The sequence below is a fragment of the Mesopusillimonas faecipullorum genome, from assembly GCF_020539505.1.
Taxonomy (GTDB): Bacteria; Pseudomonadota; Gammaproteobacteria; order Burkholderiales; family Burkholderiaceae_B; genus Mesopusillimonas; species Mesopusillimonas faecipullorum.
Genome location: NZ_JACDXW010000007.1, coordinates 35,879 through 59,262, shown reverse-complemented (window position 1 = coordinate 59,262; position 23,384 = coordinate 35,879). Strand labels below are relative to the sequence as shown.

26 protein-coding genes are annotated in these 23,384 nt (G+C 58.0%); 5 read left to right on the top strand and 21 right to left on the bottom strand.

Going from position 1 to position 23,384, the window contains the following annotated elements:
* The first annotated feature begins 105 nt into the window (after nucleotides 1-105).
* Entirely contained in the window at nucleotides 106-2,568 is a 2,463-nt protein-coding gene (locus H0484_RS13115) for a penicillin-binding protein 1A (RefSeq protein WP_226955092.1), read from the top strand.
* A gap of 32 nt (nucleotides 2,569-2,600) precedes the next feature.
* On the opposite strand, the gene cyaY is transcribed toward H0484_RS13115, so the two are convergent.
* The gene (gene cyaY / locus H0484_RS13110) at nucleotides 2,601-2,930 is read right to left on the bottom strand and encodes an iron donor protein CyaY (RefSeq protein ID WP_226955091.1); all 330 of its coding nucleotides are present in this window, start codon (nucleotides 2,928-2,930) and stop codon (nucleotides 2,601-2,603) included.
* A 28-nt stretch (nucleotides 2,931-2,958) separates the two neighbouring features.
* Here cyaY and lptM point away from each other — a divergent pair, with 28 nt between their 5' ends.
* Together lptM and lysA are read left to right on the top strand one after the other, a co-directional pair.
* Nucleotides 2,959-3,153 carry an LPS translocon maturation chaperone LptM gene (gene lptM / locus H0484_RS13105; protein ID WP_226955090.1) on the top strand — a complete coding sequence of 65 codons (195 nt, stop codon included), beginning with the start codon at nucleotides 2,959-2,961 and terminating at the stop codon, nucleotides 3,151-3,153.
* Nucleotides 3,154-3,204: 51 nt separating this feature from the next.
* Entirely contained in the window at nucleotides 3,205-4,473 is a 1,269-nt protein-coding gene (gene lysA, locus H0484_RS13100) for a diaminopimelate decarboxylase (RefSeq protein WP_226955089.1), read from the top strand.
* Nucleotides 4,474-4,512: 39 nt separating this feature from the next.
* On the opposite strand, the gene ccsB is transcribed toward lysA, so the two are convergent.
* The 4 genes from ccsB to H0484_RS13080 form a co-directional block, all read right to left on the bottom strand.
* Nucleotides 4,513-5,868 carry a c-type cytochrome biogenesis protein CcsB gene (ccsB, locus tag H0484_RS13095; protein ID WP_226955088.1) on the bottom strand — a complete coding sequence of 452 codons (1,356 nt, stop codon included), beginning with the start codon at nucleotides 5,866-5,868 and terminating at the stop codon, nucleotides 4,513-4,515.
* A 24-nt stretch (nucleotides 5,869-5,892) separates the two neighbouring features.
* Nucleotides 5,893-7,929, bottom strand: a complete 2,037-nt coding sequence (locus tag H0484_RS13090; RefSeq protein WP_226955087.1) for a cytochrome c biogenesis protein ResB — start codon at nucleotides 7,927-7,929, stop codon at nucleotides 5,893-5,895.
* 108 nt (nucleotides 7,930-8,037) lie between these two features.
* Complete coding sequence (locus tag H0484_RS13085; protein WP_226955086.1) at nucleotides 8,038-8,733, bottom strand: c-type cytochrome; 696 nt, start codon at nucleotides 8,731-8,733, stop codon at nucleotides 8,038-8,040.
* A gap of 253 nt (nucleotides 8,734-8,986) precedes the next feature.
* Nucleotides 8,987-9,706 carry a carbonic anhydrase family protein gene (locus tag H0484_RS13080; RefSeq protein ID WP_226955085.1) on the bottom strand — a complete coding sequence of 240 codons (720 nt, stop codon included), beginning with the start codon at nucleotides 9,704-9,706 and terminating at the stop codon, nucleotides 8,987-8,989.
* A gap of 291 nt (nucleotides 9,707-9,997) precedes the next feature.
* Here H0484_RS13080 and yihA point away from each other — a divergent pair, with 291 nt between their 5' ends.
* Together yihA and hemB are read left to right on the top strand one after the other, a co-directional pair.
* On the top strand, nucleotides 9,998-10,621 hold the full coding sequence (gene yihA / locus H0484_RS13075) for a ribosome biogenesis GTP-binding protein YihA/YsxC (RefSeq protein ID WP_226955084.1): 624 nt from the start codon (nucleotides 9,998-10,000) through the stop codon (nucleotides 10,619-10,621).
* On the top strand, nucleotides 10,618-11,634 hold the full coding sequence (hemB, locus tag H0484_RS13070) for a porphobilinogen synthase (protein WP_226955083.1): 1,017 nt from the start codon (nucleotides 10,618-10,620) through the stop codon (nucleotides 11,632-11,634). Before yihA ends, hemB begins: the two co-directional genes overlap by 4 nt.
* Before the next feature lies 1 nt (nucleotide 11,635).
* Here the strand turns inward: hemB and H0484_RS13065 are convergent, their stop codons facing one another.
* The 16 genes from H0484_RS13065 to rpmD form a co-directional block, all read right to left on the bottom strand.
* Entirely contained in the window at nucleotides 11,636-12,634 is a 999-nt protein-coding gene (locus tag H0484_RS13065) for an AraC family transcriptional regulator (protein ID WP_226955082.1), read from the bottom strand.
* A gap of 53 nt (nucleotides 12,635-12,687) precedes the next feature.
* Nucleotides 12,688-13,245 carry a flavin reductase family protein gene (locus H0484_RS13060; protein ID WP_226955081.1) on the bottom strand — a complete coding sequence of 186 codons (558 nt, stop codon included), beginning with the start codon at nucleotides 13,243-13,245 and terminating at the stop codon, nucleotides 12,688-12,690.
* On the bottom strand, nucleotides 13,245-14,330 hold the full coding sequence (locus H0484_RS13055) for an LLM class flavin-dependent oxidoreductase (protein ID WP_226955080.1): 1,086 nt from the start codon (nucleotides 14,328-14,330) through the stop codon (nucleotides 13,245-13,247). The genes H0484_RS13060 and H0484_RS13055 overlap by 1 nt, the downstream gene beginning before the upstream one ends.
* A gap of 199 nt (nucleotides 14,331-14,529) precedes the next feature.
* On the bottom strand, nucleotides 14,530-16,365 hold the full coding sequence (dsbD, locus tag H0484_RS13050) for a protein-disulfide reductase DsbD (protein ID WP_226955158.1): 1,836 nt from the start codon (nucleotides 16,363-16,365) through the stop codon (nucleotides 14,530-14,532).
* 185 nt (nucleotides 16,366-16,550) lie between these two features.
* Nucleotides 16,551-16,925 carry a divalent-cation tolerance protein CutA gene (gene cutA, locus H0484_RS13045; RefSeq protein ID WP_226955079.1) on the bottom strand — a complete coding sequence of 125 codons (375 nt, stop codon included), beginning with the start codon at nucleotides 16,923-16,925 and terminating at the stop codon, nucleotides 16,551-16,553.
* 8 nt (nucleotides 16,926-16,933) lie between these two features.
* Complete coding sequence (locus H0484_RS13040; protein ID WP_226955078.1) at nucleotides 16,934-17,839, bottom strand: alpha/beta hydrolase; 906 nt, start codon at nucleotides 17,837-17,839, stop codon at nucleotides 16,934-16,936.
* Between the two features lie 132 nt (nucleotides 17,840-17,971).
* Nucleotides 17,972-18,364 carry a 50S ribosomal protein L17 gene (gene rplQ / locus H0484_RS13035; protein WP_226955077.1) on the bottom strand — a complete coding sequence of 131 codons (393 nt, stop codon included), beginning with the start codon at nucleotides 18,362-18,364 and terminating at the stop codon, nucleotides 17,972-17,974.
* Nucleotides 18,365-18,521: 157 nt separating this feature from the next.
* Entirely contained in the window at nucleotides 18,522-19,508 is a 987-nt protein-coding gene (locus tag H0484_RS13030) for a DNA-directed RNA polymerase subunit alpha (RefSeq protein WP_226955076.1), read from the bottom strand.
* 74 nt (nucleotides 19,509-19,582) lie between these two features.
* Nucleotides 19,583-20,206: a 30S ribosomal protein S4 gene (rpsD, locus tag H0484_RS13025; protein WP_226955075.1), complete on the bottom strand. Its 624-nt coding sequence runs from the start codon at nucleotides 20,204-20,206 to the stop codon at nucleotides 19,583-19,585.
* A gap of 11 nt (nucleotides 20,207-20,217) precedes the next feature.
* Nucleotides 20,218-20,619, bottom strand: coding sequence for a 30S ribosomal protein S11 (gene rpsK / locus H0484_RS13020; RefSeq protein WP_226955074.1), 402 nt, complete (start codon nucleotides 20,617-20,619; stop codon nucleotides 20,218-20,220).
* 14 nt (nucleotides 20,620-20,633) lie between these two features.
* Nucleotides 20,634-20,999, bottom strand: coding sequence for a 30S ribosomal protein S13 (rpsM, locus tag H0484_RS13015; protein WP_226955073.1), 366 nt, complete (start codon nucleotides 20,997-20,999; stop codon nucleotides 20,634-20,636).
* A 36-nt stretch (nucleotides 21,000-21,035) separates the two neighbouring features.
* Nucleotides 21,036-21,149 carry a 50S ribosomal protein L36 gene (rpmJ, locus tag H0484_RS13010; protein WP_003805360.1) on the bottom strand — a complete coding sequence of 38 codons (114 nt, stop codon included), beginning with the start codon at nucleotides 21,147-21,149 and terminating at the stop codon, nucleotides 21,036-21,038.
* Between the two features lie 31 nt (nucleotides 21,150-21,180).
* On the bottom strand, nucleotides 21,181-21,399 hold the full coding sequence (gene infA, locus H0484_RS13005) for a translation initiation factor IF-1 (protein ID WP_009523889.1): 219 nt from the start codon (nucleotides 21,397-21,399) through the stop codon (nucleotides 21,181-21,183).
* A 6-nt stretch (nucleotides 21,400-21,405) separates the two neighbouring features.
* Nucleotides 21,406-22,731, bottom strand: a complete 1,326-nt coding sequence (secY, locus tag H0484_RS13000) for a preprotein translocase subunit SecY (protein WP_226955072.1) — start codon at nucleotides 22,729-22,731, stop codon at nucleotides 21,406-21,408.
* Nucleotides 22,732-22,743: 12 nt separating this feature from the next.
* Complete coding sequence (gene rplO / locus H0484_RS12995; RefSeq protein WP_226955071.1) at nucleotides 22,744-23,184, bottom strand: 50S ribosomal protein L15; 441 nt, start codon at nucleotides 23,182-23,184, stop codon at nucleotides 22,744-22,746.
* An 11-nt stretch (nucleotides 23,185-23,195) separates the two neighbouring features.
* On the bottom strand, nucleotides 23,196-23,384 hold the full coding sequence (rpmD, locus tag H0484_RS12990) for a 50S ribosomal protein L30 (RefSeq protein ID WP_226955070.1): 189 nt from the start codon (nucleotides 23,382-23,384) through the stop codon (nucleotides 23,196-23,198).

Sequence of the window (23,384 nt, the reverse complement as noted above, 5' to 3'; positions counted from 1 at the left end):
CCCACTTGCAGTGGCGGTATCGACCCAACAAGACGGCATTGATTTGTTACACCTGACACCCCGTCGCGCTGCCGCGTCCGCCCATCAGAATCTACAATCCTTCCAATGAGCTCTTCCAAACCTTCCGACCAGTCTACGCCCCGCGGTTCTTGGCTGGGCCGTTTCGTCGTTAAGTCGGCGGTCTTCTTTGCCGGCCTGGGTCTGTGCGGGGCCTTGCTGGGCGCGCTGGCGCTTGCGCTGGCATGGCCCAATCTTCCCGACCTGTCTGCCATGATCGACTACCGGCCACGCGTGCCGCTGCGCGTGTATACGGCCGACAACGTGCTTATCGGCGAATTTGGCGAAGAGCGCCGCAACGTGCTGCGCTTTGACGAAATTCCAGATGTCATGAAGTCGGCCATTTTATCAGCCGAAGACGACCGTTTTTATCAGCATGGCGGCATAGATTGGGCAGGGGTGGCGCGTGCCACGCTGGCCAACCTCACCGCCATGTCCAAGACGCAGGGCGCCAGTACCATCACCATGCAGGTAGCGCGCAATTTTTATCTGTCGTCTGAAAAAACCTATATGCGCAAGTTCTACGAACTGCTGCTGACTTTCAAGATAGAGGCCACCCTTACCAAGGATCAGATTCTGGATCTGTACATGAACCAGATCTACCTGGGGCATAGGGCTTACGGTTTTGCCGCTGCGGCGCGCACCTATTTCGGCAAGCCGCTTTCCGAAATCACCACGGCCGAAGCCGCCATGCTGGCCGGCATTCCCAAAGCGCCGTCGCGCTTCAACCCTATCGCCAACATGCCTCGTGCCAAAACACGCCAGGCTTACGTGTTGGGCCGCATGCGTACGCTGGGCTACCTTAACGAGCAAGAATACCAAGAGGCCATGAATCAGCCCATCGTGCTGAAATCAGCCCCAGGTACGCCAGCCGGCGGCTATTCCGTGCATGGCGAATATGTAGCCGAACTAGCACGCCAGTTGTTGTACAACGTCTACCAAGACAACGTCTATTCGCGCGGCTTCAACATCTACACCACTATTCATTCCAAAGACCAAGAAGCCGCTCACAGCGCGGTTCGCGAAGGCATCCTCGACTACACTCGCCGTGCCGTTTACCCCGGTCCCGAAGACAACATTTCTCTGCCGGAAGGTATCGAAGCCGATGCCATACAGTTTGATACGCTCATCGACGGTCTTCAGGAGAAGTACCCCGACCGCAACAATCTGTTGATGGGCGTGGTCTTGTCTGCCAGCCCCGAGAAAATCGTCGTAGCGCGCAGTGCAGACGAAATCATCGAGGTCACAAACAAAGATGCGCTCAAGATTGTGGCGCGTGGCCTGGGCAAGAACGCCAAGGCGCCCCATAAGATCGAGCGCGGCGCAGTGGTCTACCTTAACCAGAACGGCGACCACTGGGAGGTCATCAACCGCCCCAGCGTACAAGCGGCGTTTGTATCGCTGCGCCCCCAAGACGGCGCCATTTTGTCCATGGTGGGCGGTTTCGACTTCCAAGAGCAATTCAACCGCGTGACGCAAGCGTGGCGTCAACCGGGTTCGGCGTTCAAGCCCTTCATTTACGCCTCCGCGCTCGAACGCGGCATGACACCCGGCACCCAGGTCTCGGATGAGCCCTTCATGCTGACAGCGCAGCAAACCGGTTCCAAGCCGTGGAACCCAAAGAACTACGGCAATAATTACGAGGCCATGTTGACGCTGCGCCAAGGGCTGTATAAGTCCAAGAACATGGTGTCCATACGCATCATGCAGGCTGTCGGCCCACCTCAGGTGCAAGACTACATCACGCGCTTTGGCTTTGACCCTGCTCGTAATCCGCCCGTTCTGCCGCTGGCTTTGGGCTCAGGCGACGTCACGCCATTGCAGTTGGCAGGTGGCTATGCCGTGTTCGCCAATGGCGGCTACCGCGTCTTGCCCTACCTGATTGACCGCGTCACCGACAACGAAGGCAAAGTCATCATGCAATCCCGCCCGGTAGTGGCCGGCGATGCCGCAGCACGCGCCATAGACCCGCGCACAGCCTATGTCATGAACGATATGCTGCGCGACGTCACATCCATTGGTACGGCATCCCGGGTCTCAGGCACGCTCAAGCGCAAAGATGTAGGGGGCAAAACCGGCACCACCAACGATTCCCGTGATGCTTGGTTCGCCGGCTACACGCCTCAACTGGTGGGTATCGCCTGGATGGGCTTCGACCAACCTCGTTCGCTGGGTTCCCGCGAAACCGGTGGCGGCGCTTCGCTGCCTATCTGGATGCGCTACATGCAAACAGCGCTGGCAGGCGTGCCCGAAAGCCCACCGCCCGAAATTCCCTCCGGTTTGAGAAAAGAAGGCAGCAATCTGTATTTCAGCGAGTTCCCGCCGGGTAAAGCCATTGCGCGTGTGGGCTTGCCTGTCGCCGGAGATCGACTGTTCAACGCTGACAATATCGATGGTAGCCAAGTCAATCCGCAACAAGGTGGCGGCGACGGCATAGGCGACCTGATCAATCAGTTGAGCATGCCGGTGCCAAGCGATGGCGCCGCACAAACCCATCGTGTACAGTTCTAAAAACAGCCGGGCGTAAAGCCCGGCTGTTTTATTCAAATACTGACTTTAATAGGCTGCCCGCTAACTTCCGAGAAAATCTGCGATAAGGCTTCAGCCAAATGAGGCCCCCCCCGTGTGTCTTCCCAGCGATCACCCTCTAGGCGATAGTGGAAACCACCGCTGGGAGCAGCCACCCAGATCTCTTTCATGGGTGCTTGGCTATTGACAATAATGTATACTGTATTATTAAAGACTATGGTCAGTACATTACCGCTGCGCTCTGTCTCGATATCCACATCGTGCAGCGCAGTCCAGTCGTCGGCCTGATGTTCCAGACTGTCTAGAATCGCTTCGCTACGGGTTAAAAATTCCGTCTCGTTCATCACTCGAATCCTTAGGAGTTGCTCGACCATGCTTGCATCGCGCCCCACGGCACATGCCTTCAGCTTGTCCCGCATTGTAGCGGGCTTTGTCTTGACTGCCGGATTGGCTGCTTGTGGCTATAAAGGCCCACTTCACATGCCGCCGCCCCCGCCTGACGAAGCTTCCGTCATGCCCCCCAACAGCATGCCTGTTGAAGCCCCCGCCCCAGGCACGGCCAACTAAGCTGCTTCCCATCCCTTTTTTCTTCTTATCTGCTGCCCAAGGTTGCACTCCATGACTGTCGCCGCTCAATTCCAGTTCCATGACAACGTTTTGCATGCCGAGCAGGTTCCCCTGACCGCTCTGGCTGAGCGCTTCGGAACGCCTTTGTATGTGTATTCCCGCCGCGCCTTGCGCGATGCGTGGCAAGCTTACGCCGATGCCGTGCGCGACCGCGACGTGGTGGTCTGCTTTGGCATGAAGGCGAACTCCAATCTGGCCGTGCTCAACGAGTTCAAAAACCTGGGTTCGGGCTTTGACATCGTTTCCGGCGGCGAACTGGCGCGCGCTTTGGCCATCGGCGCCGATCCCGCCAAAATCGTGTTTTCGGGCGTAGGCAAGCAAGAATGGGAAATGCGGGCTGCCCTGCAAGCCGGCATCAAGTGCTTTAACGTCGAATCCGAGGCCGAGCTCGAGCGTTTAGCCGAAGTTGCCGCACAAATGGGCACCATTGCACGTGTTTCGCTGCGCGTGAACCCCGACGTTGACGCTCACACGCACCCGTATATCTCCACCGGCCTCAAAGAAAATAAATTCGGCATCGCCATCGAAGAGGCCCCCAAGGTTTATCAACGGGCGCAACAACTGAACAGCTTGAAGATCGTCGGTGTCGACTGCCACATCGGTTCGCAGCTGACGGAAGTCTCGCCTTATCTGGACGCCCTCGAAAAATTGATCAACCTGATCGACCAATTGGCAGATTTAGGTATCACCATCGAGCATCTGGATCTGGGCGGCGGCATTGGCATTCGTTACGTGGACGAAACACCGCTAACCCCCACGCAACTGCTGGACGCCGTATTCGAGCGCCTGAACGCACGTGGTTATGGCAAGCTGCAAATTGTGCTGGAACCCGGTCGTTCACTGGTAGGTAACGCAGGGGTGTTGCTGACTACGGTGGAATTCCTGAAGCACAACGAAGCCAAAAACTTTGCCGTGGTCGACGCCGCCATGAACGACTTGCTGCGCCCCACATTGTACGAGGCCTGGCACTCTGTCGAACAAGTCGTCAAACCAGCCAGCGATACGCCGGTACGCCAATACGACGTCGTAGGCCCTATTTGCGAAAGTGGCGACTGGCTGGCACGCGATAGGCAACTGGCGCTACGCCAAGGTGATTTACTGGCGATTATGTCGGCCGGTGCTTACGCCTTTACCATGTCCAGCCAGTACAACACCCGCCCACGGCCTGCGGAAGTCATGGTAGACGGCACAGACATTCATTTGGTGCGCCCACGTGAAACGCTGGAAAGCCTGTTCTCCAGCGAGTTGACGCTACCTTAATCGAGCGCTTCAGGCGTTGGGCCCAGCGCTCGACGCCTGTTATAGCTCGCCGTAGGAATGCAGCCCTGAGAGGAACATGTTTACCCCCAGGAAAGCAAAGCTGGTGATCACCAGCCCTATCAAGGCCCAATAAGCCGCAGCCGTACCACGCAGGCCCTTGATCAAGCGCAGGTGCAGCCACGCCGCGTAGTTCAGCCACACGATAAGCGCCCAGGTTTCCTTAGGGTCCCACTGCCAGTACGCGCCCCAGGCATCAGCGGCCCAAAGCGCCCCCAATACGGTCGCCACGGTAAAGAAGGCAAACCCCACGGCAATGGCGCGGTACATGATGTCGTCCAGCACTTCGAGCGAGGGCAGTTGACGCGCAATCGGGCGGCGCAAGGCCAGGATGCCCCCCACAATGATGGCGCCGATACCGAAGTACAGCATCCAGGTGGATGAGAGCTCACGCGAGCCGAACACCATGGGCTCGGCACACAAAATGGCGCCCAGAACAAATACAGGCAGCAACTTGCCTAAAGAGCGTGTTTCGCCGTTTTCTTTGACCAGATAAGCAAAGCCCACCATGGCGGCCAATGCAAACGTGCCGTAGCCTATGAAGTTGGCGGGCACGTGCAGCTTCATCCACCAACTTTTCAGGGCAGGCACCAGGGGCTGTATCTGGAAGGCATCGCGGGTAAAGGTGTACCACAGCAAGAAAATGACCGCTGAGGTGACCACCAGCAGCACAAAGCCGCCCAGGGCCCGCGTGGCATAACGACGCTCGTAATACAAGTAAAAGAGCGCCGTGATCAAGGCAAACAGCACGAAGACTTCATAAAGATTGCTGACCGGGATATGGCCGATATCGGGCCCCAGCAAATGGCCTTCGCGCCAACGCACCAGCATGCCCGTACAGCCCGCGTAAACACCCGCCCAAGTCAGCCCTGTTCCCATCCAGGCTGCGGTACGGCTGAACAGCCCCACCCAATAGCAGACTGTCGCCAGCGTAAACAAGGCGCACATCCACAAAATGGCAGACTGCGATGACAGCAAGTACTTCAGCAGGAAAACCTGATCGGCGCGGGCCAGATCGCCTTGCAGCAAACTGCCGCCGTCGGCATATAGCCATATGGCCAACAAGGCACTTAGGCCGCTTAGTACAAAGAGCGTGCGCAAAGGGCGCCATAGCCAGCCCATCCAGGCCAAGCCAAACGCCGCGCCCACCAAGATAGCCTTCTCGTAACCATCCATCTGAGCTGGATATTGCATGAGCCCGTAAGCTGCCGCCGCCAGCAACACCAGCAAAAAGCCCCAGTCGCTTAAGTCGGGGCGGCCACGGTGGCCGCGCTTGTCGCCGCTGAGGCTTTCGGCGGGCTGCCACATCATGCCTTTGTCCGTGGTGATATCCGTCATTTCATCCTGCCTATTAGGCCCTCGTTATGCCGACAGGCGGGTCACCGCCTCGCGGAACCGCTCAAACTCGCGCGTGAAATCCAGTGTGGGCTTCTGGGTCGCCATGGCGGCCAACACACGGCTGCCCTGAGCATCGGCCCGCACCCATATCCATACCCGGCGATCGCGAATATAGAACATGGCAAACACGCCTATGATAAGAAACAAGCAACCCAAGTACACCACGAACTTGCCGGGCGTGCGTGTTACCTGAAACACACTGGCCTGCACCTGCTCGAACGTTTGCAACTGCAGAAACACCGGCGCGGGGTAATCGGGCAGGTTGGTCAACGCCAACAAGGCCGTGCGTGCCCAATCATTTGCCTGCTCCCCGGCTTGGCCTTCTCGTGCCAACGCCGGCAGACCGCGCGACTGTCTGTCTAAATCGTACAACTCGAACAGAGACATCTGCACCATGGGCACCGCAAGACCCAATACGCGCTCGCGCTCTTGCTCGGGGATGCGCTCAAGCATTTCATTGAAACCCGCACGAGCAAAGGACTCTAGCGCGCCCCGTGCGGCCAAGGTCAGCGACTCGCGCTGCGCCGGCGTAGCGTTATACCGTGCAAAGGCTTCGGCAGCAGCCTGGCGCTTGGCCTCGTTATTCAGCGCCGCACGCAAGTGCATGAACTCTGTCAAAGAATGATTGGCATCGGCGGGAATGCGTACATAGCGATAGCTTTCCGCGGGCGAGGTACGCACGCCCGCCAAAAAGACGTCTTGACCATCGAGTTCCATGGGCAACATGTAATGGTGGTACTGATAAGCCTGGCCATCCTCGTCAAGAATGCGGTATTCAACGCTGGGGCCCACATTACGCAGATATTCGTTGTTGGCCCCGGCAGCACTGCCGGTAACGGCAGCCACGTGTTCCCAAGCAGCACGGGGTTGCGGTTCCGCACCCGGCACCAGATTCTCTACGTTGATGACACGCAGACCCGTCAGATCAACCGCCATCTTGCGCGGCTGACCGTCTGTGCTCAATACCAAGTCGCTGGTTTGTCCCACTGTCCCTTCCAGAGACTGTGGCACGGCGCTATCCCCGGTAAGCGGCCACGCCTGAAGCCACAGGCGGCTACCCCCGTCGTCAAAACTGGATTGATACACCGTCACGCCGCGATGTCGCAACGGTTCATTCACTTCTATGGTTTGCTTGAAAGTGTCACCGGTTTGTAGATCGGTGACCTCTACATCGCTCTTGAAGCTGCTGGGCATGCCAGTGCTGTAGTAATCGATATAGAAACGTTCTAGCTTGATGGAAAACGGCAAAGGCTGTACCAGCACGCCCTCACCCACCGAGACCACGCCGTGGCGAGTCTGGCTGCCATCGGGCAAGAACACGTTGCCACGAAAGCTGATATTACCAGCCGGCAGGCGCCCGGATTCGGGCACATCGGCAATCAGCATGTTCTCGGTAACAGGCTGCTTGCCCCCCAGCCACACCTGTAGCCTGACCGGAAGCTCGCTGTCCAGCAAGCCCCCTATGCAAATCACCACAATGGAAACGTGGGCAAAAATATAGCCTAGACGGTTAGCGCTGCCCTTTTTGGCCGCCACCATGACGCCGTCGGCATCCTCGCGCAACTTGGCGCGGTAGCCGTGCGCATCAAGCCAACCCCTGGCCTGAGCCAACACCTCCGGCACGGAGAGCGCCGAGACGACTTCGACCCGATTCGGAAACACTTTAAGACTGCCTTCGCGCACCGTTTCGCGAAACGAGCCCATGTCTCGAATCATGCGAGGGGCATTACGCAGCAAGCACAGGCTGGTAGACACCACGAGAAAACCCATGATGAGTAAAAACCACCAACTGTTATAGATCTGCCAGATGCTGAATTTGTCGAAAACCTCGAACCAGAAGGGCCCGAACTGATCCACATAAGTACTGGCCAGCTGGTTTTGCGCAAGCACGGTACCGATTATGCTTGCCACGCAAATGAACAACAGCAGGCTGATCGCAAAGCGCATCGAACCCAGCAGCTCGAAGAAGTCGGCACGAAGACGCGAGGAGTGGGTTTGCATCAGGACTCTAAAGCCATAAAAAAAGGGGGATGCCACCTTTGTGGCCTCCCCCGGATAGCGAACTGCCGCACGCCACTTATCGGGCGTTGAACGGCTGGGTACAAATGATTATCGCAACCCTGCAGCGTAATCGGCCACGGCTGCAATGTCGGAATCGGACATCCGATCACCGATGTCATGCATCATAGGGCTGTTTGCCCGGTCGCCGCTGCGGAACAACTTAAGCTGATCGGCGATGTACGAGGGATATTGGCCGGAGATACGCGGAAATTGACCAGGAATACCCACGCCATTGGGGCCGTGGCAACCTGCACAGGCAGGGACATGACGGTCGGGCAAACCACCACGCCAGATTTGCTGGCCGCGTTCCATGGTGTCTTCGTTGGTAGCCGTGGCTGCAACTTCGTAATCGAGTTTCTGCAGCGACAGATAATAAGCAACGTTGTGGATCTCTTCTTCGCTGAGCATCTTGGCAAAAGGCGACATCACGGTGTCAGCGCCATCAGGGCCGCGTCGCGTGGCAGGCGTCTCGGCATTGATGGGGCGAAAGCTGAGCAACTGCTTTATGAGATATTCGTAAGGTTGGCCGGCCAGATTAGGGTTAATCGGCAAGGTACTGTTGCCGCCGACGCCGTGACAGCTTGAACAGGAAGCCAGCCCACGGTTCATATCGCCATTGTTGTACAGCGCTTCTCCCTTGGCTGCGTCAGGCTTGCCCACTTGCTGCGCGAAGGCCGCCGATGACAGGGAACAGCCAAGCAGCATGCCGCTTGTTACTAGAATTCTTGACAGCGTACGCTTCATGAAGACCTCGATGGATCGCAGTTCGATCTTGGACGCACTGGGCGTCGGCGCAAAGCCGCAACTTGCTCCAGGCCGGCATGCTGAATACCGCAAGCGCGCCAGCGTGGCAGCATAGGCCACGGATTCAAACCCCAAATTATACAATAGGGTTACCGTAGCACCTACCTATGGAGCAAGGCTTGCAAACTCTTAAGCCCATGTTTAAGGGTTAACCGCTAGCTAAACCTGTACGCGCCGGGTATTAACGCCGCACTTAAGTCAAAAAATTCACTTGCCCGTCTTCCAGGTTGTACATGGCACCCACAATCTTGATTTTGCCTTGATCAGCCAAACCGGCCAAGATAGGGCTTTGCTGTCGTATGACTTCTATGGTGTTCAAGACATTGGTATGAGCGACGGCGTTAACGAAGGCTCGATCGGTGCTGATGCGTTCACCCTGGAAAGGTGTCGCTTCAACCGCAGGTCGGATGCGTTCCAGCACGCCTGTCAGGTTCCCCAGCTCTACGCCCTGGATGGATCCGGCGATGGCCCCGCACGCCGTGTGGCCCATTACCATCAACAATTTGGCGCCTGCCACCGCGCAGCCAAATTCCATGCTGCCCAGCAAACCGGGCGTCGCCACGTTACCGGCAATACGCGCATTGAATATATCGCCGATGCCGGTGTCCATGATGATTTCAGCCGGCGCACGCGAATCGATGCAACTTAGCACCATCGCCGCCGGATATTGCCCCGACGCCGACGCGCGTTTCTGCTCGAGAAAATCTTGCGTGCGTATGGCCCCGCTGCGAAAGCGCTGATTGCCCTCGCGCAGCATGGTGATAACGTCGTCCGGCGTCATGGCATCGCGCTGCTCGCGCGAAAATGACACGGCCCCTGCGCTGCGACCCGCCCCCAACAGGCCGACGGCTGCGGCACTGGCCCCCAGAGCCAAGGTACGGCGCAACCAATCACGTCGGGAAACACTGCCCAATCGCCCTTCGTGGAGACAATTTAGCTCTGTACACATCATGCACCCCCTGAAAGAACAGCGGAAATCTTTGCACGGCGCTTGCAGCGTAGTGTGCGCCTTTGGCGTTTGAACATCATACTGCGGGGGCCTAGAGCACAACATAAGGTCCCGCATATTTTTCTTTAGCCACCCTGGGACAAGCCGGTCTGGGTAGACTGCGGGCTGGATCGGGCCATTCCTCCTACAATAGAGGCTATCTTTGTACCCAAAGCCGCGCATGGCCTGGGTCGCCCTCTTTCCCGTGGAACCATCGTGTCCCTCCTGCATCGCGCCACTTTTGTGATCTCTGCCGCACGCCTGGATCAGCTGCCCCCGCCCGGCCCACCCGAAGTGTGTTTCGCCGGCCGTTCCAACGCCGGCAAATCGTCGGCCATCAACGTGCTTACCAACCAGCGTCGCCTGGCGTTTTCCAGCAAAACACCTGGCCGCACGCGACTGATCAATATGTTTGGCCTGCCCGACCCGCTGGCTCCGGGCGAATGGTTGGGTCATTTGGTCGACCTGCCAGGCTACGGCTACGCGGCGGTCAATCGCAATATGCAACAAGAATGGGACATCGTGCTCGGCGGCTATCTGCGTGACCGCCCCTCACTGGCCGGCGTCGTGCTGGTCATGGACATTCGACGCGGCGTCACCGACCTAGACCGCCGCTTGTCCCAATGGCTTGCGCCCAGCGGTAGGCCAGTTCTGGTGCTGCTGACCAAGGCCGATAAATTGCCCTACGGGCAGCGCATGAAAGCCGTGGCAGCCGTGCGCAAAGAGCTGGCTACGCTAGGCGACCTCACTGCCGTGCCTTTCTCTGCCACCCATCGTATTGGTATCGAGGAGGCCACGGCTCATATCGAAAACTGGATTTCTCCCAAGGTGGTGCCATGACGTCCTTCCTGCCGCTCCCAGACTTTCCCGCCTCACGCCCTCGCCGTAACCGCCGCGACGACTTCAGCCGTCGGCTGGTCCGCGAGCACACGCTAAGCGCCGACGACTTCATCTACCCCGCTTTCGTCACAGAAGGCCAGGGTGTGCAACAGCCCATCTCGTCCATGCCCGGTATCGTGCGCTACTCGCCCGACACCCTGATGGCTGTCGCCGAACAATGCCTGGAGCTCGGTGTGCCCGTCCTGGCCTTGTTCCCCGCCATAGACAGTACGCTCAAAACACCGGATGGCATAGAAGCAGCGAATCCCGATGGCTTGATCCCCCGCGTGGTTTCGCAGCTGAAGCAGCGCTTTCCAGAGCTGGGGATACTCACCGACGTAGCGCTTGACCCCTACACCAGCCACGGCCAGGACGGCGTCATAGATCAGGACGGCTACGTCATCAACGACGTCACCACCGAGATTCTCGTGAAGCAAGCCCTGGTGCAAGCGCAAGCCGGCGTTGATATCGTGGCGCCCAGCGACATGATGGACGGGCGTATCGGAGCCGTGCGCCAAGCCCTGGAAGCGAACGGCCACATCCATACGCGCATCATGGCTTACTCGGCCAAGTACGCCAGTGCCTTTTACGGCCCCTTCCGCGATGCGGTCGGTTCGGCTGCCAATCTAGGCCGCTCCAATAAAGCCACCTACCAAATGGACCCAGCCAATCGCAACGAGGCGCTGCGCGAAGTCGCAGCCGACATACGTGAAGGCGCAGACATGGTGATGGTAAAGCCCGGCATGCCTTACCTTGACGTTTTACGCGACGTGAAACAAGCTTTTGGCGTGCCCACTTTTGCCTACCAAGTCAGTGGTGAATACGCCATGCTCAAGGCTGCCGCAGCCAACGGCTGGCTAGACCACGACAAAGTCATGATGGAATCTTTGCTGGCTTTCAAACGTGCGGGCGGCGACGGCATTCTGACTTACTTTGCCCTTGAAGCTGCCCAGCTACTGCGCGAACAAAAATAAGTCAATTATGGGTAGCGCCCGAACGTAAACGCCTGGCGCCACCCTGCAAGGTTTGCGAGGGCAGTTCGCCAAATTGAGCGCGATAGTCGGCGGCGAACTGGCCCAAGTGACCAAATCCCCAAGCCATGGCCAGGTCGGTAACCGAGGCGCTGCCGCCCGCTGCTTCCAGCAAGGCCTGCCTGACACCCTTGAGTCGCAGGGACTTCAAATAAACCATAGGCGTTTGCCCAAGGCCCGCACGAAAACCCGCATACAAACTGCGCGTACTCAGCCCTGCATATTTGGCGATGTCACTGGCAACAAGAGGCTCTGTCACGTGGGCCTCCATGTATTCAATGGCCCGCCGAATCGCTGCCGGCGCTGCTTGCCGACGTTCATCACGTAGCGGTTGGTTATGCGCTAAAAGCTCGAGAAGCGCGGTCATCAAGGTTTCTTCCACGCAAGCACGCATGGAGGGCGAATCCAGCATCAAGCCTTCGGATGCCTCGTTGAACTGCCAGCACAACAAGCGCCACAAGGTTTGGCCTTTGGGTTCGTCGAAACGGATGATGGGGAAGAACTCCAACACACCCCGATGGGTCTGGCCGAAATACTGCCGATAGTGGGCTTCCAAGCCTTGCCTGGCAATACGCACGAAAAGCTTATCGGCCTCTTCGCTATGGCTCATGCTGAAGACTTGATTGGGGCTGAGCAGCGAAGCCGCCTGGGCATTCGACGCATACATGCCCTGATGCAAGTGGATTTCTTCTTTGCCACGTATGGGCACTTGCAAAAGATAGAAGTTCTGGAACGGTTCGGGCTCTATGGTGACTTGAGCACCGTAGCTGAGCCGGCCAAACCCCAGACTATCGCCCTGCCGATAAAACAGCGCGGTTTCCAGGCTTTGGCCGCCACCGGCAAGACTGAGGCGATGAGGGCACAGTACCTCGGACACATGCTCGCGAACATACCGCAGGTCTTGCGACTGCAGTTGCGCGTAGTGTTGAAGTAGGGTGGACATTGCTTGATGATGACATGCCAAGGCTATCCGATTAATTCAGATAATCCCTAGGTTTACCCCGCCGCCTTGAAGCTGCCGTAGTGTGCTTGCCAGTAAAGCAGGGGCGAAGCGCCAGTCGCTTCACCAAAGTGCACGTCTACAACCCGTCCAATGAGCAAAGCGTGGCTATGCCGTTCCCAGATGCCGGCCACTTCGCAGGCCAGCGCAGCAGGCGCTTGCCGCAGCAGCCAAACGCCACCCGCACTTTGCACCCAATCGTGGCCCGCATAACGCTCTGCGCCCTTTCGGCCATCCACGCCGGCGAACTGATGGGCCAAACCCTGCTGCTGCGTAGACAACAAATTGACGCCGAAACGTTGGCTGCGGGCCAGCAAGGGCCAACTGGAAGACGCCTGATTGACCGCCACCAGAATCTCAGCAGGCTCGGCAGCCACTGACACCACGGACGTGGCGGCCAAGCCGCCCCGTTCGTCGCCGTCAGCCACCGTAATGACACACACGGTACCCGCCAGATGACGCATGGCTTGCTTGAAACAGGCCGGCGACACGCTGCGCTGAGCCTCGTCCCCCGACTCGCTCACACCACACTCTGCCTCTGCCTGGATACTCATCAGCGTATGCCCCGTGCGCTCAGCAAAGGCAGCACCGTGTCACGGAAGTAGGGAAACTCTTTCGCGTAATCCAGGAAAGAAAGCGTGGTGCCGCGGAAACCCGTTTCGTGCAAAGCACAAATACCGTCGGCCACCTGCTCCGGGGTTCCCACCAGCGGAAAGCCGCCGTGCCCCGCCGTCATGCGCTCTTTGATCAAAGCCAAAAGGTCGTGCGGGAAGGAATGTGCGTGGGCAAACTGCAGATTCACCAGATTATCCACGGCGCCGGTGTCGGCATTTTGCAGGACTCGCTCCCACTCGGCTTTGGCCTCGGCTTCGGTAGGACGGCACACCACGTGTGAGAACGTCATCACATCGACTTTACGCCCCTCGGCCTGGCCCAGAGCCTTGAGTTCAGCCACTTCTGTGCGTGAACGCTCGAGGTCGATAGCCGGGGTAAACAGGAAGTTGGCATTGCGGCTGGCAAAGGCGCGCCCCTGACCCGAACCGGCTGCATTGAAAATAGGCGGCAGGATGTCGGGACGCGGGTCCGCATGCACCCCCTTAAGCTTGAAGTAAGTGCCATCCCAGTCGAAGCGACCCTGCGTTTGCCACAGCTTGCGCACGACATCGAACCACTCCTGCGCATAGCCATAGCGCGTTTCATGGTCTTCAGGCAATGTCAGCCCCAGTGCGTCGTATTCAGGCTTGTTCCAGCCCGCCACGATGTTCAAACCCACACGGTTGCCGCTAATCTGCGCCATGGTGGCAATTTGCTTGGCGATGACCACCGGGTGGTTGGCCACAGTGTGTACAGTGGCAAAGACGTTGATATGCTTGGTGTTGGCCAGCAGCGCAGTGGCCCATGTGACGGTTTCGAGCACGTAGCCATGAAAATCGGTTTCGCCGCCGTAACCTATCCAGCGCGCAATGGGCAGCATGAAGTCTATGCCGGCATCATCCAGCAAACGGCCCAGCTTAAGGTTGTTTTCCCAGGTGGCCTGCCAACGTTCCGGCAGGGTGGAAACCGTCATGCCGCCACCACAGTTGCTGGCAAACGTGCCCAGCAGAAAACGGTCGTGCGACAACATCGAGTGCAATGCCATGGTGATCTCTCCAGGTGGTTTGGGATAGTGCTGCCTGATGCGACAAATTCTAAGAACGCGCAGCACTTCTCACTATCACCACCGCGCAGGGAATATCACCACAGCGCAAAGAACCCCGCAGACCAGGGAAATCCCCTAGCAAGCAAACTGCCTCTGCGGGCTCAGACCGACGGCTTGCCTGCCCATTCGGGCCAACGCTTCAGCGCGCCGCCAGAACGGCATCCAACACGCCCTGGAAGCGCTCGGCATTCTGGAAACCGATGACGCGATATGAGGGCAGGTACTGACCCTGGGCATCAAAAAACATAATACCGGGCGGGCCGAAAAGCTTGAACCGCTGGAGCAGCGCCCGATCTTGTTCATTATTGGCAGTCACGTCGGCCTGCAGCAACTCAAACTGCGCCATGCGCTGCGCGACACCGGCGTCAACAAAGGTAAATTGCTCCATCTCTATACAAGAGACGCACCAGTCCGCGTAAAAATCCAGCATGACCGGTCGGGTGGCCTGCGCCAGACGTTGCTCCAGTTCTTCGACTGACTTTATACGCTCGAACACCGGCGCCGATACGGCGGTGCTGCCCCCCGCTAGACCGGACGACAAGGCGTGCAGCGGGCGCAAAGTGCTGGGCTTACCCAGGGCCACGCTAACCAGCATCAGCGCTGCCCATAAGGCGATCAACAGGCCCAAAGCCTTGCCCAGCGCCGCCATAGGCCCTGCCTCGGCTTGCAAACTGGCAAAGGCGCCTAACAGCACGGCTGCCCAGCATGCCAGCAAAGCCCAGCCCAGAACCACCCATACCGCCGCAACAAAGGGGGAGATCATCCACCAAGCCGTGGCAAACAGCAGCACGCCAAACAAGGACTTCACCTGGTTCATCCAGGCCCCCGCACGCGGCAATACCGCAGCGGAGCCCGCACCCACCACTAAAAGCAGCACGCCCGAACCCCAAGCCAATGCAAACAAAGCGGAGCCGCCCAGCACGACATCGCCCGTTTGTGAGAGGAAAAGCAATACGCCCGCCAATGGCGCCGCCACACAAGGACCCACAATCAGTGCGGACAGCATACCCATGACAAAAACCGCGCTATGACGGCCACCGGGCAAGCGGTTCATCCGCTCTGTTAAATAGCTTTGCACGCCGCCGGGGGCTTGCACCGTAAAGACGCCCAACATGGCCAGGCCCAACAAAGCCAGCAAGATGGCAAATACGCCTAATACCCAAGGATTCTGTAACCAAGCGGCCAAACCTGCACCCAACAGCCCCGCTGCCACACCCAGCAAGGTGTAAACGATAGAGACTCCCAGGACGTAGACGAAGGCCAAGCCCAGCCCGCGCCACCGGCTTACCCTAGCGCCCGCCTGTCCTGCTATGGCAGCCAACAGAATAGGCACCATGGGTAGCACGCAAGGCGTAAAAGACAGCAGCACGCCCAACACAAAGCTGAGCCCGACGATTTTCCACCAGCTGGATTGCGCGAGATAAGTAGCCAGCCCTTCATCGTTCAAGCGGCTCACCTGGCTCAAACCACCTGCGGCACTTTGTGGTTGTGCAGGGCTTTCTGCGGTTAAGGACGCTTGGGAAACAGGCCCAGGCACTTGCTCGCGTGCATATTCGCCGCGCACCGCATACCCCTGCCCTGTAGATTCCAGCACGATGGGCTGGTTAGCGGGTGGGTAGCACAAACCGGCTTCGGCACAACCTTGGCTGGTCATCTGAACCGTGATGCGTTCGCCCGCAGGCAAGCTGGCTTGCAAGGGGATGCGCACCGTCACCGCCTGGCGGTAGATCTCCATGACCTCGCCAAAGGTGGGGTCATCCACCATCACACCTTCGGGATACTGCGGGTCTCCCAGCAAGCCGTCTTCGTCTGCCTGAAAAGCAAACCGCTTGCGGTACATGTAGTAGCCCGGAGCAATGGCAAAATGCACGTCAAGCTCGGCTGGGCTGGCCATGGCAGCCGACAACTTGAAAGCTTGCTCGGGAGCCAGGAAGTCCTCTTCGGCATTCGCTTGACCCAAGGCCATCACTATCATCAGCAAGGCTGTCAGGCCACGCCACCATAGCGCTTTGGCAAACACGCGAAGCAAGGGGGAGAAACGAATACTGAAAGAAGCCGTCACGCGCGAATCCTTGTCCCGATACGCATGGCTGCATCAGGGAAGAGTGATACGTAAATCGCCGGCCCCCCATAAGGAGCGGACGCTTAGCTGTGACAGCGTTATTTAGACGCTGTCTGCTCGCGCACCCAGTCGAGGTAAGCTTGATAACCACCTGCAACTGGCAGCACGAGTAATTCCGGCAGGTCGTAAGGATGGCGCTGACACAAGCGCCTGCCCAGCTCTGGCAATTGTGCCACTGTCGTTTTAAACGTCAGTGGCACCTCTTCGTCGCCTTGGATTTCTCCCTGCCACATGTACATGGACAACCCCGGCGCGCCAAGGTTCGCACAAGCCACGATACCTTCTTCGACAAGGTCGTGGGCAATGTGCTTGGCCAACAGCATATCCGGCACAGTCGTCAGAACCATGACCACCGCGTCGGGCGGCAAGCCTTGCACCTGAACCGTAAAGTCGTAAGCGTCAGACTTGCTCATAGGGCACCTTAAAGGCCTGCCACCATATCATGCACCGCACGCGTCAAGGGACTGTCGGCCTTGGTCAACTCAACCAGCAAGTTGAAGTGGTTGCATTGCTCCATGTCGTGACGGGTAACCTTCACGCCATGCTCTCGGCAGAGGTCTTCGTAAGCCGTCGTTTGGACTTTGAAGCCATCGGTTTCCAACCCCCCTACCGTCAAGAACACAGGAAGGCCGGGGCGCGGCAAATGGCAAACCGGGCTGACTCGCCACGCTTGATCTTCATGCAGATGCAACCAGGCATTGATATGCGTGCCGCACAAAGGCCGCAAATCGTACAAACCGCTCAGGCCGACCACGCCCTTGATGCAGTCGTCAGGCAAACCGTACTCTTGCGTCCAACCTTCGGCTGCCACCATGGCCGCCAAATGCCCACCCGCCGAGCTGCCGCCCACGATGAAGCGGTTGGCGTCCAGGCCATATTGCGCGGCGTTACGATGCAGCCAAGCCACCGCAGCCCGCACCTGCCTTATGGTTTCGGGCAAGGTGCTACCCGGCAACAGCGTGTATTCGATAGTGCAGACAGCGATACCGGCTTGTGGCAAATGCAGGGCCAGCATGGAAGAATCTTCTTTGGTTTGCCCGCGCCAGTAACCGCCATGAATAAAAATGAACAGCGGCGCCGGCTGATTCGCCAATACCGTCGGGAAAATATCCAGGCGCTCGTTGGCTGCCAAGCCATAACGCAGATTGCGCACAGCCGGCACCGTGGCATCTGCCTTGCGGGACAAGGTCGTGTATTCCGAAATCGTAGTGTCGAAATCTGCCACGGATGCCCGCGCGTTATATTGCTTATCGCGTTCGACCAAATCGCCAAAACACAGCGCTTCTGCGCCTTGTTTGAAAGCCTTGGTACCGTCCCAATTCTGCATGTTGTACTCCTCCAGACTACATAAAAGAAAACGGCCGGGCGAACACTGGGTTCACGCGACCGCTTTATCGTTTCACCACTTTTCGAGAAAAGCGGCTGGACGCACCGACATCAGAGACATCGGTATCGTCTTTTATTCTTCGCCTTGCTCTTCGACTTCCGTCACTTCAGGGCGGTCGACCAGTTCCATGAAAGCCATGGGAGCGTTATCGCCTTGGCGGAAGCCCATTTTCAGGATGCGGGTGTAGCCACCGTTACGCTCTTGGTAGCGTGGGCTGATTTCAGCAAACAGCTTGAGCACGGCTTCGCGGTCACGCAGACGAGCAAAAGCCAAACGCTTGTTGGCCAACGTGGGGTTCTTACCCAGCGTGATCAGAGGCTCGACGACGCGGCGCAATTCTTTGGCCTTGGGCAGCGTGGTTTTGATGGCTTCGTGAGTGATCAGCGAGACGGCCATGTTGCGGAACATGGCAAGACGATGGCTGCTGGTACGGTTAAGTTTGCGGAGGCCGCTGCGGTGACGCATGATGAGTCCTTTGAATCTTTTGAAAGAACGGCGGCTTTGTCTTGTGCCACCGTTTTTGGCTACCGGCTCTTCTATCGACTTGCGCCGCGGGCCGGTGTGGGATTATAGAAAAAAAAACAGCAAAATGTCCGGCCATGGGCCGGACATTCAACAACGATTATGGGCGCTCGAGACCCAGGGGCGGCCAGTTCTCCAGCTTCATGCCCAGAGTCAAGCCGCGAGCGGCCAATACTTCTTTGATCTCGTTGAGCGACTTGCGACCCAGGTTGGGGGTCTTGAGCAATTCGTTCTCGGTACGCTGAATAAGATCGCCGATGTAGTAGATGTTTTCGGCCTTCAGGCAGTTGGCCGAACGCACGGTAAGCTCGAGGTCGTCTACGGGGCGCAGCAACACCGGATCGATCTGAGGACCACCAGGAACATGCGTTTCGTAAGAGTCGCTGACACCTTCCAGAGCGGCAAACACCGAAATCTGATCCATCAGGATACGTGCAGACTGGCGAACCGCCTCTTCGGGCGAAATCACACCGTCGGTTTCGATATCCAGAATCAGCTTATCCAAGTCGGTGCGCTGCTCAACACGAGCGCTCTCGACGGCATAGCTGACACGGCGCACGGGGCTGAAAGAAGCATCCAGCACGATGCGACCGATGGATTGCGAGCGGTCTTCGGCCAAGGCGCGCACGTTGCCGGGCACATAGCCACGACCTTGCTCTACCTTGATGTGCGCTTCGATCTTGCCGTTTTCCGTCAGGTTGGCGATGAGGTGGTCGGGATTGATGATCTCGACGTCATGCGGCAACTCGATGTCGCTGGCGCGGACTTCACCCGCGCCTTCCTTGCGCAATACCAGCGTCACTTCTTCGCGGTTATGCAGTTTGAACACGACGCCCTTCAGGTTCAGCAGGATGTCTACGACGTCCTCGCGCACACCAGGAATAGTGGAGTACTCGTGGACCACGCCCGTAATCTGGACTTCGGTGGGCGCGTAGCCCGTCATCGAAGACAACAGAATGCGGCGCAGCGCGTTGCCCAGCGTGTGGCCATAGCCACGCTCGAAGGGCTCCATGACCACGCGGGCGCGATGCTTGGAGACGGGTTCCACCTCGATGGAGCGAGGTTTCAGAAAACCTTGAGACGACATGTATATTCCTTATCAATACCCTCGGCTCGTTACACCGATAAGGCTGAGACGGATGAAAACTGCTTGCGAAAAACTTAGCGGGAGTACAGTTCGACGACCATGGACTCGTCAACATCGCGAGCGACGTCGGCGCGGTCAGGAACCTGCTTGAACGTACCGGTCAGCTTGCTGGCGTCGACTTCAACCCACTGGGGCAGACCGTTGCCGGTTGCCAGGTCGAGCGATTCCTTGATGCGGGACTGCGACTTGGCTTTCTCGCGGATCGTGATCACATCACCGGCTTTAACGATGATGGAAGCGATGTCGGCGGTGCGGCCATTCAGTTCGACGGCGCGGTGGTTCACCAACTGGCGAGCCTCGGCGCGCGTGGAGCCGAAGCCCATACGGTAAACGACGTTGTCCAGACGGGATTCCAGCAACTGAATCAGGGTTTCGCCGGTGTTGCCACGACGACGCTCGGCTTCAGCAAAGTATTTGCGGAATTGCTTTTCCAGAACGCCGTACATGCGCTTGAGCTTTTGCTTTTCGCGCAGCTGAACGCCGTAGTCGGACGTACGAGCACCCGAAGTGCGGCCATGCTGACCGGGCTTGGACTCGATCTTGCATTTGGAATCGAGCGAGCGACGGGCGCTTTTCAGGAAAAGGTCGGTACCCTCGCGACGCGAGAGCTTGCATTTAGGTCCAATGTAACGTGCCAAGATGCTTCCCCTTAGATACGACGGCGCTTGGGCGGCCGGCAACCGTTGTGCGGTATCGGCGTGATGTCGGAAATGCTGGTAATGCGAATGCCCAGCGCGTTCAGCGCGCGGACGGAGGATTCACGGCCTGGGCCGGGTCCTTTGATGCGCACTTCCAGATTCTTGATACCACACTCGATGGCGGCACGACCTGCGGTTTCGGCAGCCACCTGTGCCGCGAACGGCGTGGACTTGCGCGAACCCTTGAAGCCGGCGCCGCCGGAGGTCGCCCACGACAGGGCATTGCCCTGGCGATCGGTGATGGTAATGATAGTGTTGTTGAAAGAAGCGTGAACGTGGGCGATGCCGTCCGCAACGTTCTTCTTGACTTTCTTGCGAGCGCGAGATGCGCCGCTGGAAGAAGCTTTCGCCATGATCTATTCCTCGATTATTTCTTCAGGCTTGCGGCTGCACGACGCGGACCTTTACGGGTGCGTGCGTTCGTACGCGTACGCTGGCCGCGCACCGGCAGACCACGACGATGGCGCATGCCACGATAAGTACCCAGGTCGATCAAGCGCTTGATGGACAGCTGCAGCTCGCGGCGCAGATCGCCCTCGATCGTGAACTCGCCCAGCTGCTCGCGAATACGCTCGAGCTCGGCGTCGGTCAGATCCTTGACCTTCTTGGAATATTCGATACCAGCCGCTTCGCAAATTTTGCGCGCGCGGGAACGACCGACGCCGAAGATAGCGGTCAGACCGATCTCGGTGTGCTGATGCGGCGGAATGTTGATGCCAGCAATACGGGCCATGACTGTTCCTTGTTTAAATCTGTTGCGTTAGGGCTCTTAGCCCTGACGCTGCTTGTGACGCGGATCGGTGCAGATGACACGCACGACGCCGTGACGTTTGATGATTTTGCAGTTGCGGCAGATTCGCTTTACCGATGCCATTACCTTCATGGTGTTCTCCTGTGTTCCTGTAACCGGCCGCTTATTTAGAGCGGAAAACAATCCTGGCGCGTGAGAGGTCATAGGGCGTGAGCTCCACTGTGACCTTGTCGCCCGGCAGGATCCGGATGTAATGCATGCGCATCTTGCCGGAAATATGGCCTAGTACCACATGGCCATTTTCGAGCTTGACGCGGAAAGTTGCGTTGGGGAGGTTTTCAAGGACCTCGCCCTGCATTTGAATTACGTCGTCTTTTGCCATTCTCGTTCACCGCACGGGCAGACCCGCACCCTTGAAGTTAGCCTTCTTGAGCAGCGAATCGTACTGGTGGGACATCATGTAAGCCTGAGTCTGCGCCATGAAATCCATGGTTACGACAACAATGATGAGTAGAGAAGTACCACCGAAGTAGAAGGGCACATTCCAACGCATCTGCATGAACTCGGGCAACAAACACACCAGTGTGATGTATATGGCCCCAGCCAGCGTCAGACGCATCAAAATCTTGTCGATGTACTTGGCAGTCTGGTCACCGGGACGGATACCAGGCACAAATGCACCACTTTTCTTCAGATTGTCTGCGGTCTCGCGGCTGTTGAAAACCAGCGCCGTATAGAAAAAGCAGAAGAAAATGATCAATGCCGAGAACAACGTGACGTACAAGGGCTGATGCGGCGCCAAAGCTGCGGCCAAATCACCTAGCCAACGCATGTTGGGATCGCTGGAGAACCAGCTGGTCACCGTAGCGGGCAGCAAGATGATGGACGACGCGAAGATCGGAGGGATCACACCGGCCATGTTCAGCTTAAGCGGAAGGTGCGAGCTTTGACCACCATAGATCTTGTTACCCACCTGACGCTTGGCGTAGTTCACCGTGATACGGCGCTGCCCACGTTCGACGAAGACAACAAAGTAAGTGACCAGAACGACCAGAGCCAAGATGAACAGCGCCGACAGGATGCTCATGGAATCGGTACGAACGAGATCCATCATGCCGGTAAGGGCACTGGGCAAGCCAGCAACAATACCCGCGAAAATCAGGATGGAAATGCCGTTTCCTATACCGCGTTCGGTGATTTGCTCACCAAGCCACATGACGAACATGGTGCCGGTAACCAAGGTAACGACCGTGGTGAAGCGGAACAACATACCTGAGTCTATGACCAGGCCCGGCTGCGACTCGAGAGCCACAGAGATCCCCACCGCCTGAACCAAGGCCAGCAACACCGTGAAATACCGGGTGTACTGTGTGATCTTGCGCCGCCCGGACTCGCCTTCTTTTTTGAGGGCTTCGAGCGAGGGCACGACGACCGCCATCAGCTGCATGATGATGGAAGCGGAGATGTAGGGCATGATTCCCAGTGCGAACACTGAGAAACGCTCAAGCGCGCCGCCCGAAAACATGTTGAACAAACCCAGGATACCGCCCTGGTTCTGTTGGAACATATCGGCCAGTGCGTCGGGGTTGATGCCCGGCACGGGAATGTGGGTACCTAAGCGGTACACCACCAAGGCCAAAAGCAGGAATACGAGACGGCGACGCAAATCGCCGTACCGCGACCCCGACTTATTCATTGCCTGAGCTTTAGCCACGCCCGCCCCTTATCAAGCCAGCGATCCACCAGCGGCTTCGATAGCCGCGCGTGCACCAGCAGTGGCCGTGATGCCCTTGAGTGTCACTTTGCGATCCAGCGAACCGGACTTGATGACTTTGGCATAGCGAACCAGCTGACCCACAACACCGGCTTGCTTGAGCACTTGGACGTCGACTTCTTCGACGGGCAAGGCTTGCAAGTCGGACAAGCGGATTTCAGCGTACAGGTGACCGCCTGGCGTGGTGAAGCCACGCTTGGGCAGACGACGGTACAGGGGCATTTGGCCGCCTTCGAAACCGACTTTGTGGAAACCACCGGAACGGGATTTCTGACCTTTGTGGCCACGGCCGCCCGTTTTACCGAGGCCGGAACCGATGCCGCGGCCCACGCGACGGCGAGCATGCTTGCTGCCAGCGGCGGGTTGCAGGGTATTAAGTTGAGTAACAGTCATGACGCTTCCTTTCAGGCTTCCGAGACGCTGACCAGGTAATCCACCTTGCGGATCATCCCACGCACTTCGGGCGTATCGACCAACACGCGGCTGCTGTTCAGACCACGCAGACCCAGACCACGAACAGTATCACGGTGGGATTGCTTGGTGCCGATAACGGAGCGCACGAGCGTAACTTTGATTTGCTTTGGTGTCGTCAT

Bases quoted from the DNA above. Each gene is read 5' to 3' on its own strand.
- cyaY (WP_226955091.1), bottom strand. From the start codon at position 2,930: ATGAACGAGACGGAATTTTTAACCCGTAGCGAAGCGATTCTAGACAGT.
- rpsK (WP_226955074.1), bottom strand. From the start codon at position 20,619: ATGGCGAAAGCTTCTTCCAGCGGCGCATCTCGCGCTCGCAAGAAAGTC.
- H0484_RS13060 (WP_226955081.1), bottom strand. From the start codon at position 13,245: ATGAGTATCCAGGCAGAGGCAGAGTGTGGTGTGAGCGAGTCGGGGGAC.
- rpsM (WP_226955073.1), bottom strand. From the start codon at position 20,999: ATGGCCCGTATTGCTGGCATCAACATTCCGCCGCATCAGCACACCGAG.
- dsbD (WP_226955158.1), bottom strand. From the start codon at position 16,365: ATGATAGTGATGGCCTTGGGTCAAGCGAATGCCGAAGAGGACTTCCTG.
- lptM (WP_226955090.1), top strand. From the start codon at position 2,959: ATGCTTGCATCGCGCCCCACGGCACATGCCTTCAGCTTGTCCCGCATT.
- rpmD (WP_226955070.1), bottom strand. From the start codon at position 23,384: ATGACGACACCAAAGCAAATCAAAGTTACGCTCGTGCGCTCCGTTATC.
- lysA (WP_226955089.1), top strand. From the start codon at position 3,205: ATGACTGTCGCCGCTCAATTCCAGTTCCATGACAACGTTTTGCATGCC.
- cutA (WP_226955079.1), bottom strand. From the start codon at position 16,925: ATGAGCAAGTCTGACGCTTACGACTTTACGGTTCAGGTGCAAGGCTTG.
- rplO (WP_226955071.1), bottom strand. From the start codon at position 23,184: ATGACTGTTACTCAACTTAATACCCTGCAACCCGCCGCTGGCAGCAAG.
- H0484_RS13065 (WP_226955082.1), bottom strand. From the start codon at position 12,634: ATGTCCACCCTACTTCAACACTACGCGCAACTGCAGTCGCAAGACCTG.
- hemB (WP_226955083.1), top strand. From the start codon at position 10,618: ATGACGTCCTTCCTGCCGCTCCCAGACTTTCCCGCCTCACGCCCTCGC.
- H0484_RS13090 (WP_226955087.1), bottom strand. From the start codon at position 7,929: ATGCAAACCCACTCCTCGCGTCTTCGTGCCGACTTCTTCGAGCTGCTG.
- H0484_RS13055 (WP_226955080.1), bottom strand. From the start codon at position 14,330: ATGGCATTGCACTCGATGTTGTCGCACGACCGTTTTCTGCTGGGCACG.
- H0484_RS13085 (WP_226955086.1), bottom strand. From the start codon at position 8,733: ATGAAGCGTACGCTGTCAAGAATTCTAGTAACAAGCGGCATGCTGCTT.
- H0484_RS13040 (WP_226955078.1), bottom strand. From the start codon at position 17,839: ATGCAGAATTGGGACGGTACCAAGGCTTTCAAACAAGGCGCAGAAGCG.
- H0484_RS13030 (WP_226955076.1), bottom strand. From the start codon at position 19,508: ATGTCGTCTCAAGGTTTTCTGAAACCTCGCTCCATCGAGGTGGAACCC.
- rplQ (WP_226955077.1), bottom strand. From the start codon at position 18,364: ATGCGTCACCGCAGCGGCCTCCGCAAACTTAACCGTACCAGCAGCCAT.
- ccsB (WP_226955088.1), bottom strand. From the start codon at position 5,868: ATGACGGATATCACCACGGACAAAGGCATGATGTGGCAGCCCGCCGAA.
- H0484_RS13115 (WP_226955092.1), top strand. From the start codon at position 106: ATGAGCTCTTCCAAACCTTCCGACCAGTCTACGCCCCGCGGTTCTTGG.
- rpmJ (WP_003805360.1), bottom strand. From the start codon at position 21,149: ATGAAGGTAATGGCATCGGTAAAGCGAATCTGCCGCAACTGCAAAATC.
- infA (WP_009523889.1), bottom strand. From the start codon at position 21,399: ATGGCAAAAGACGACGTAATTCAAATGCAGGGCGAGGTCCTTGAAAAC.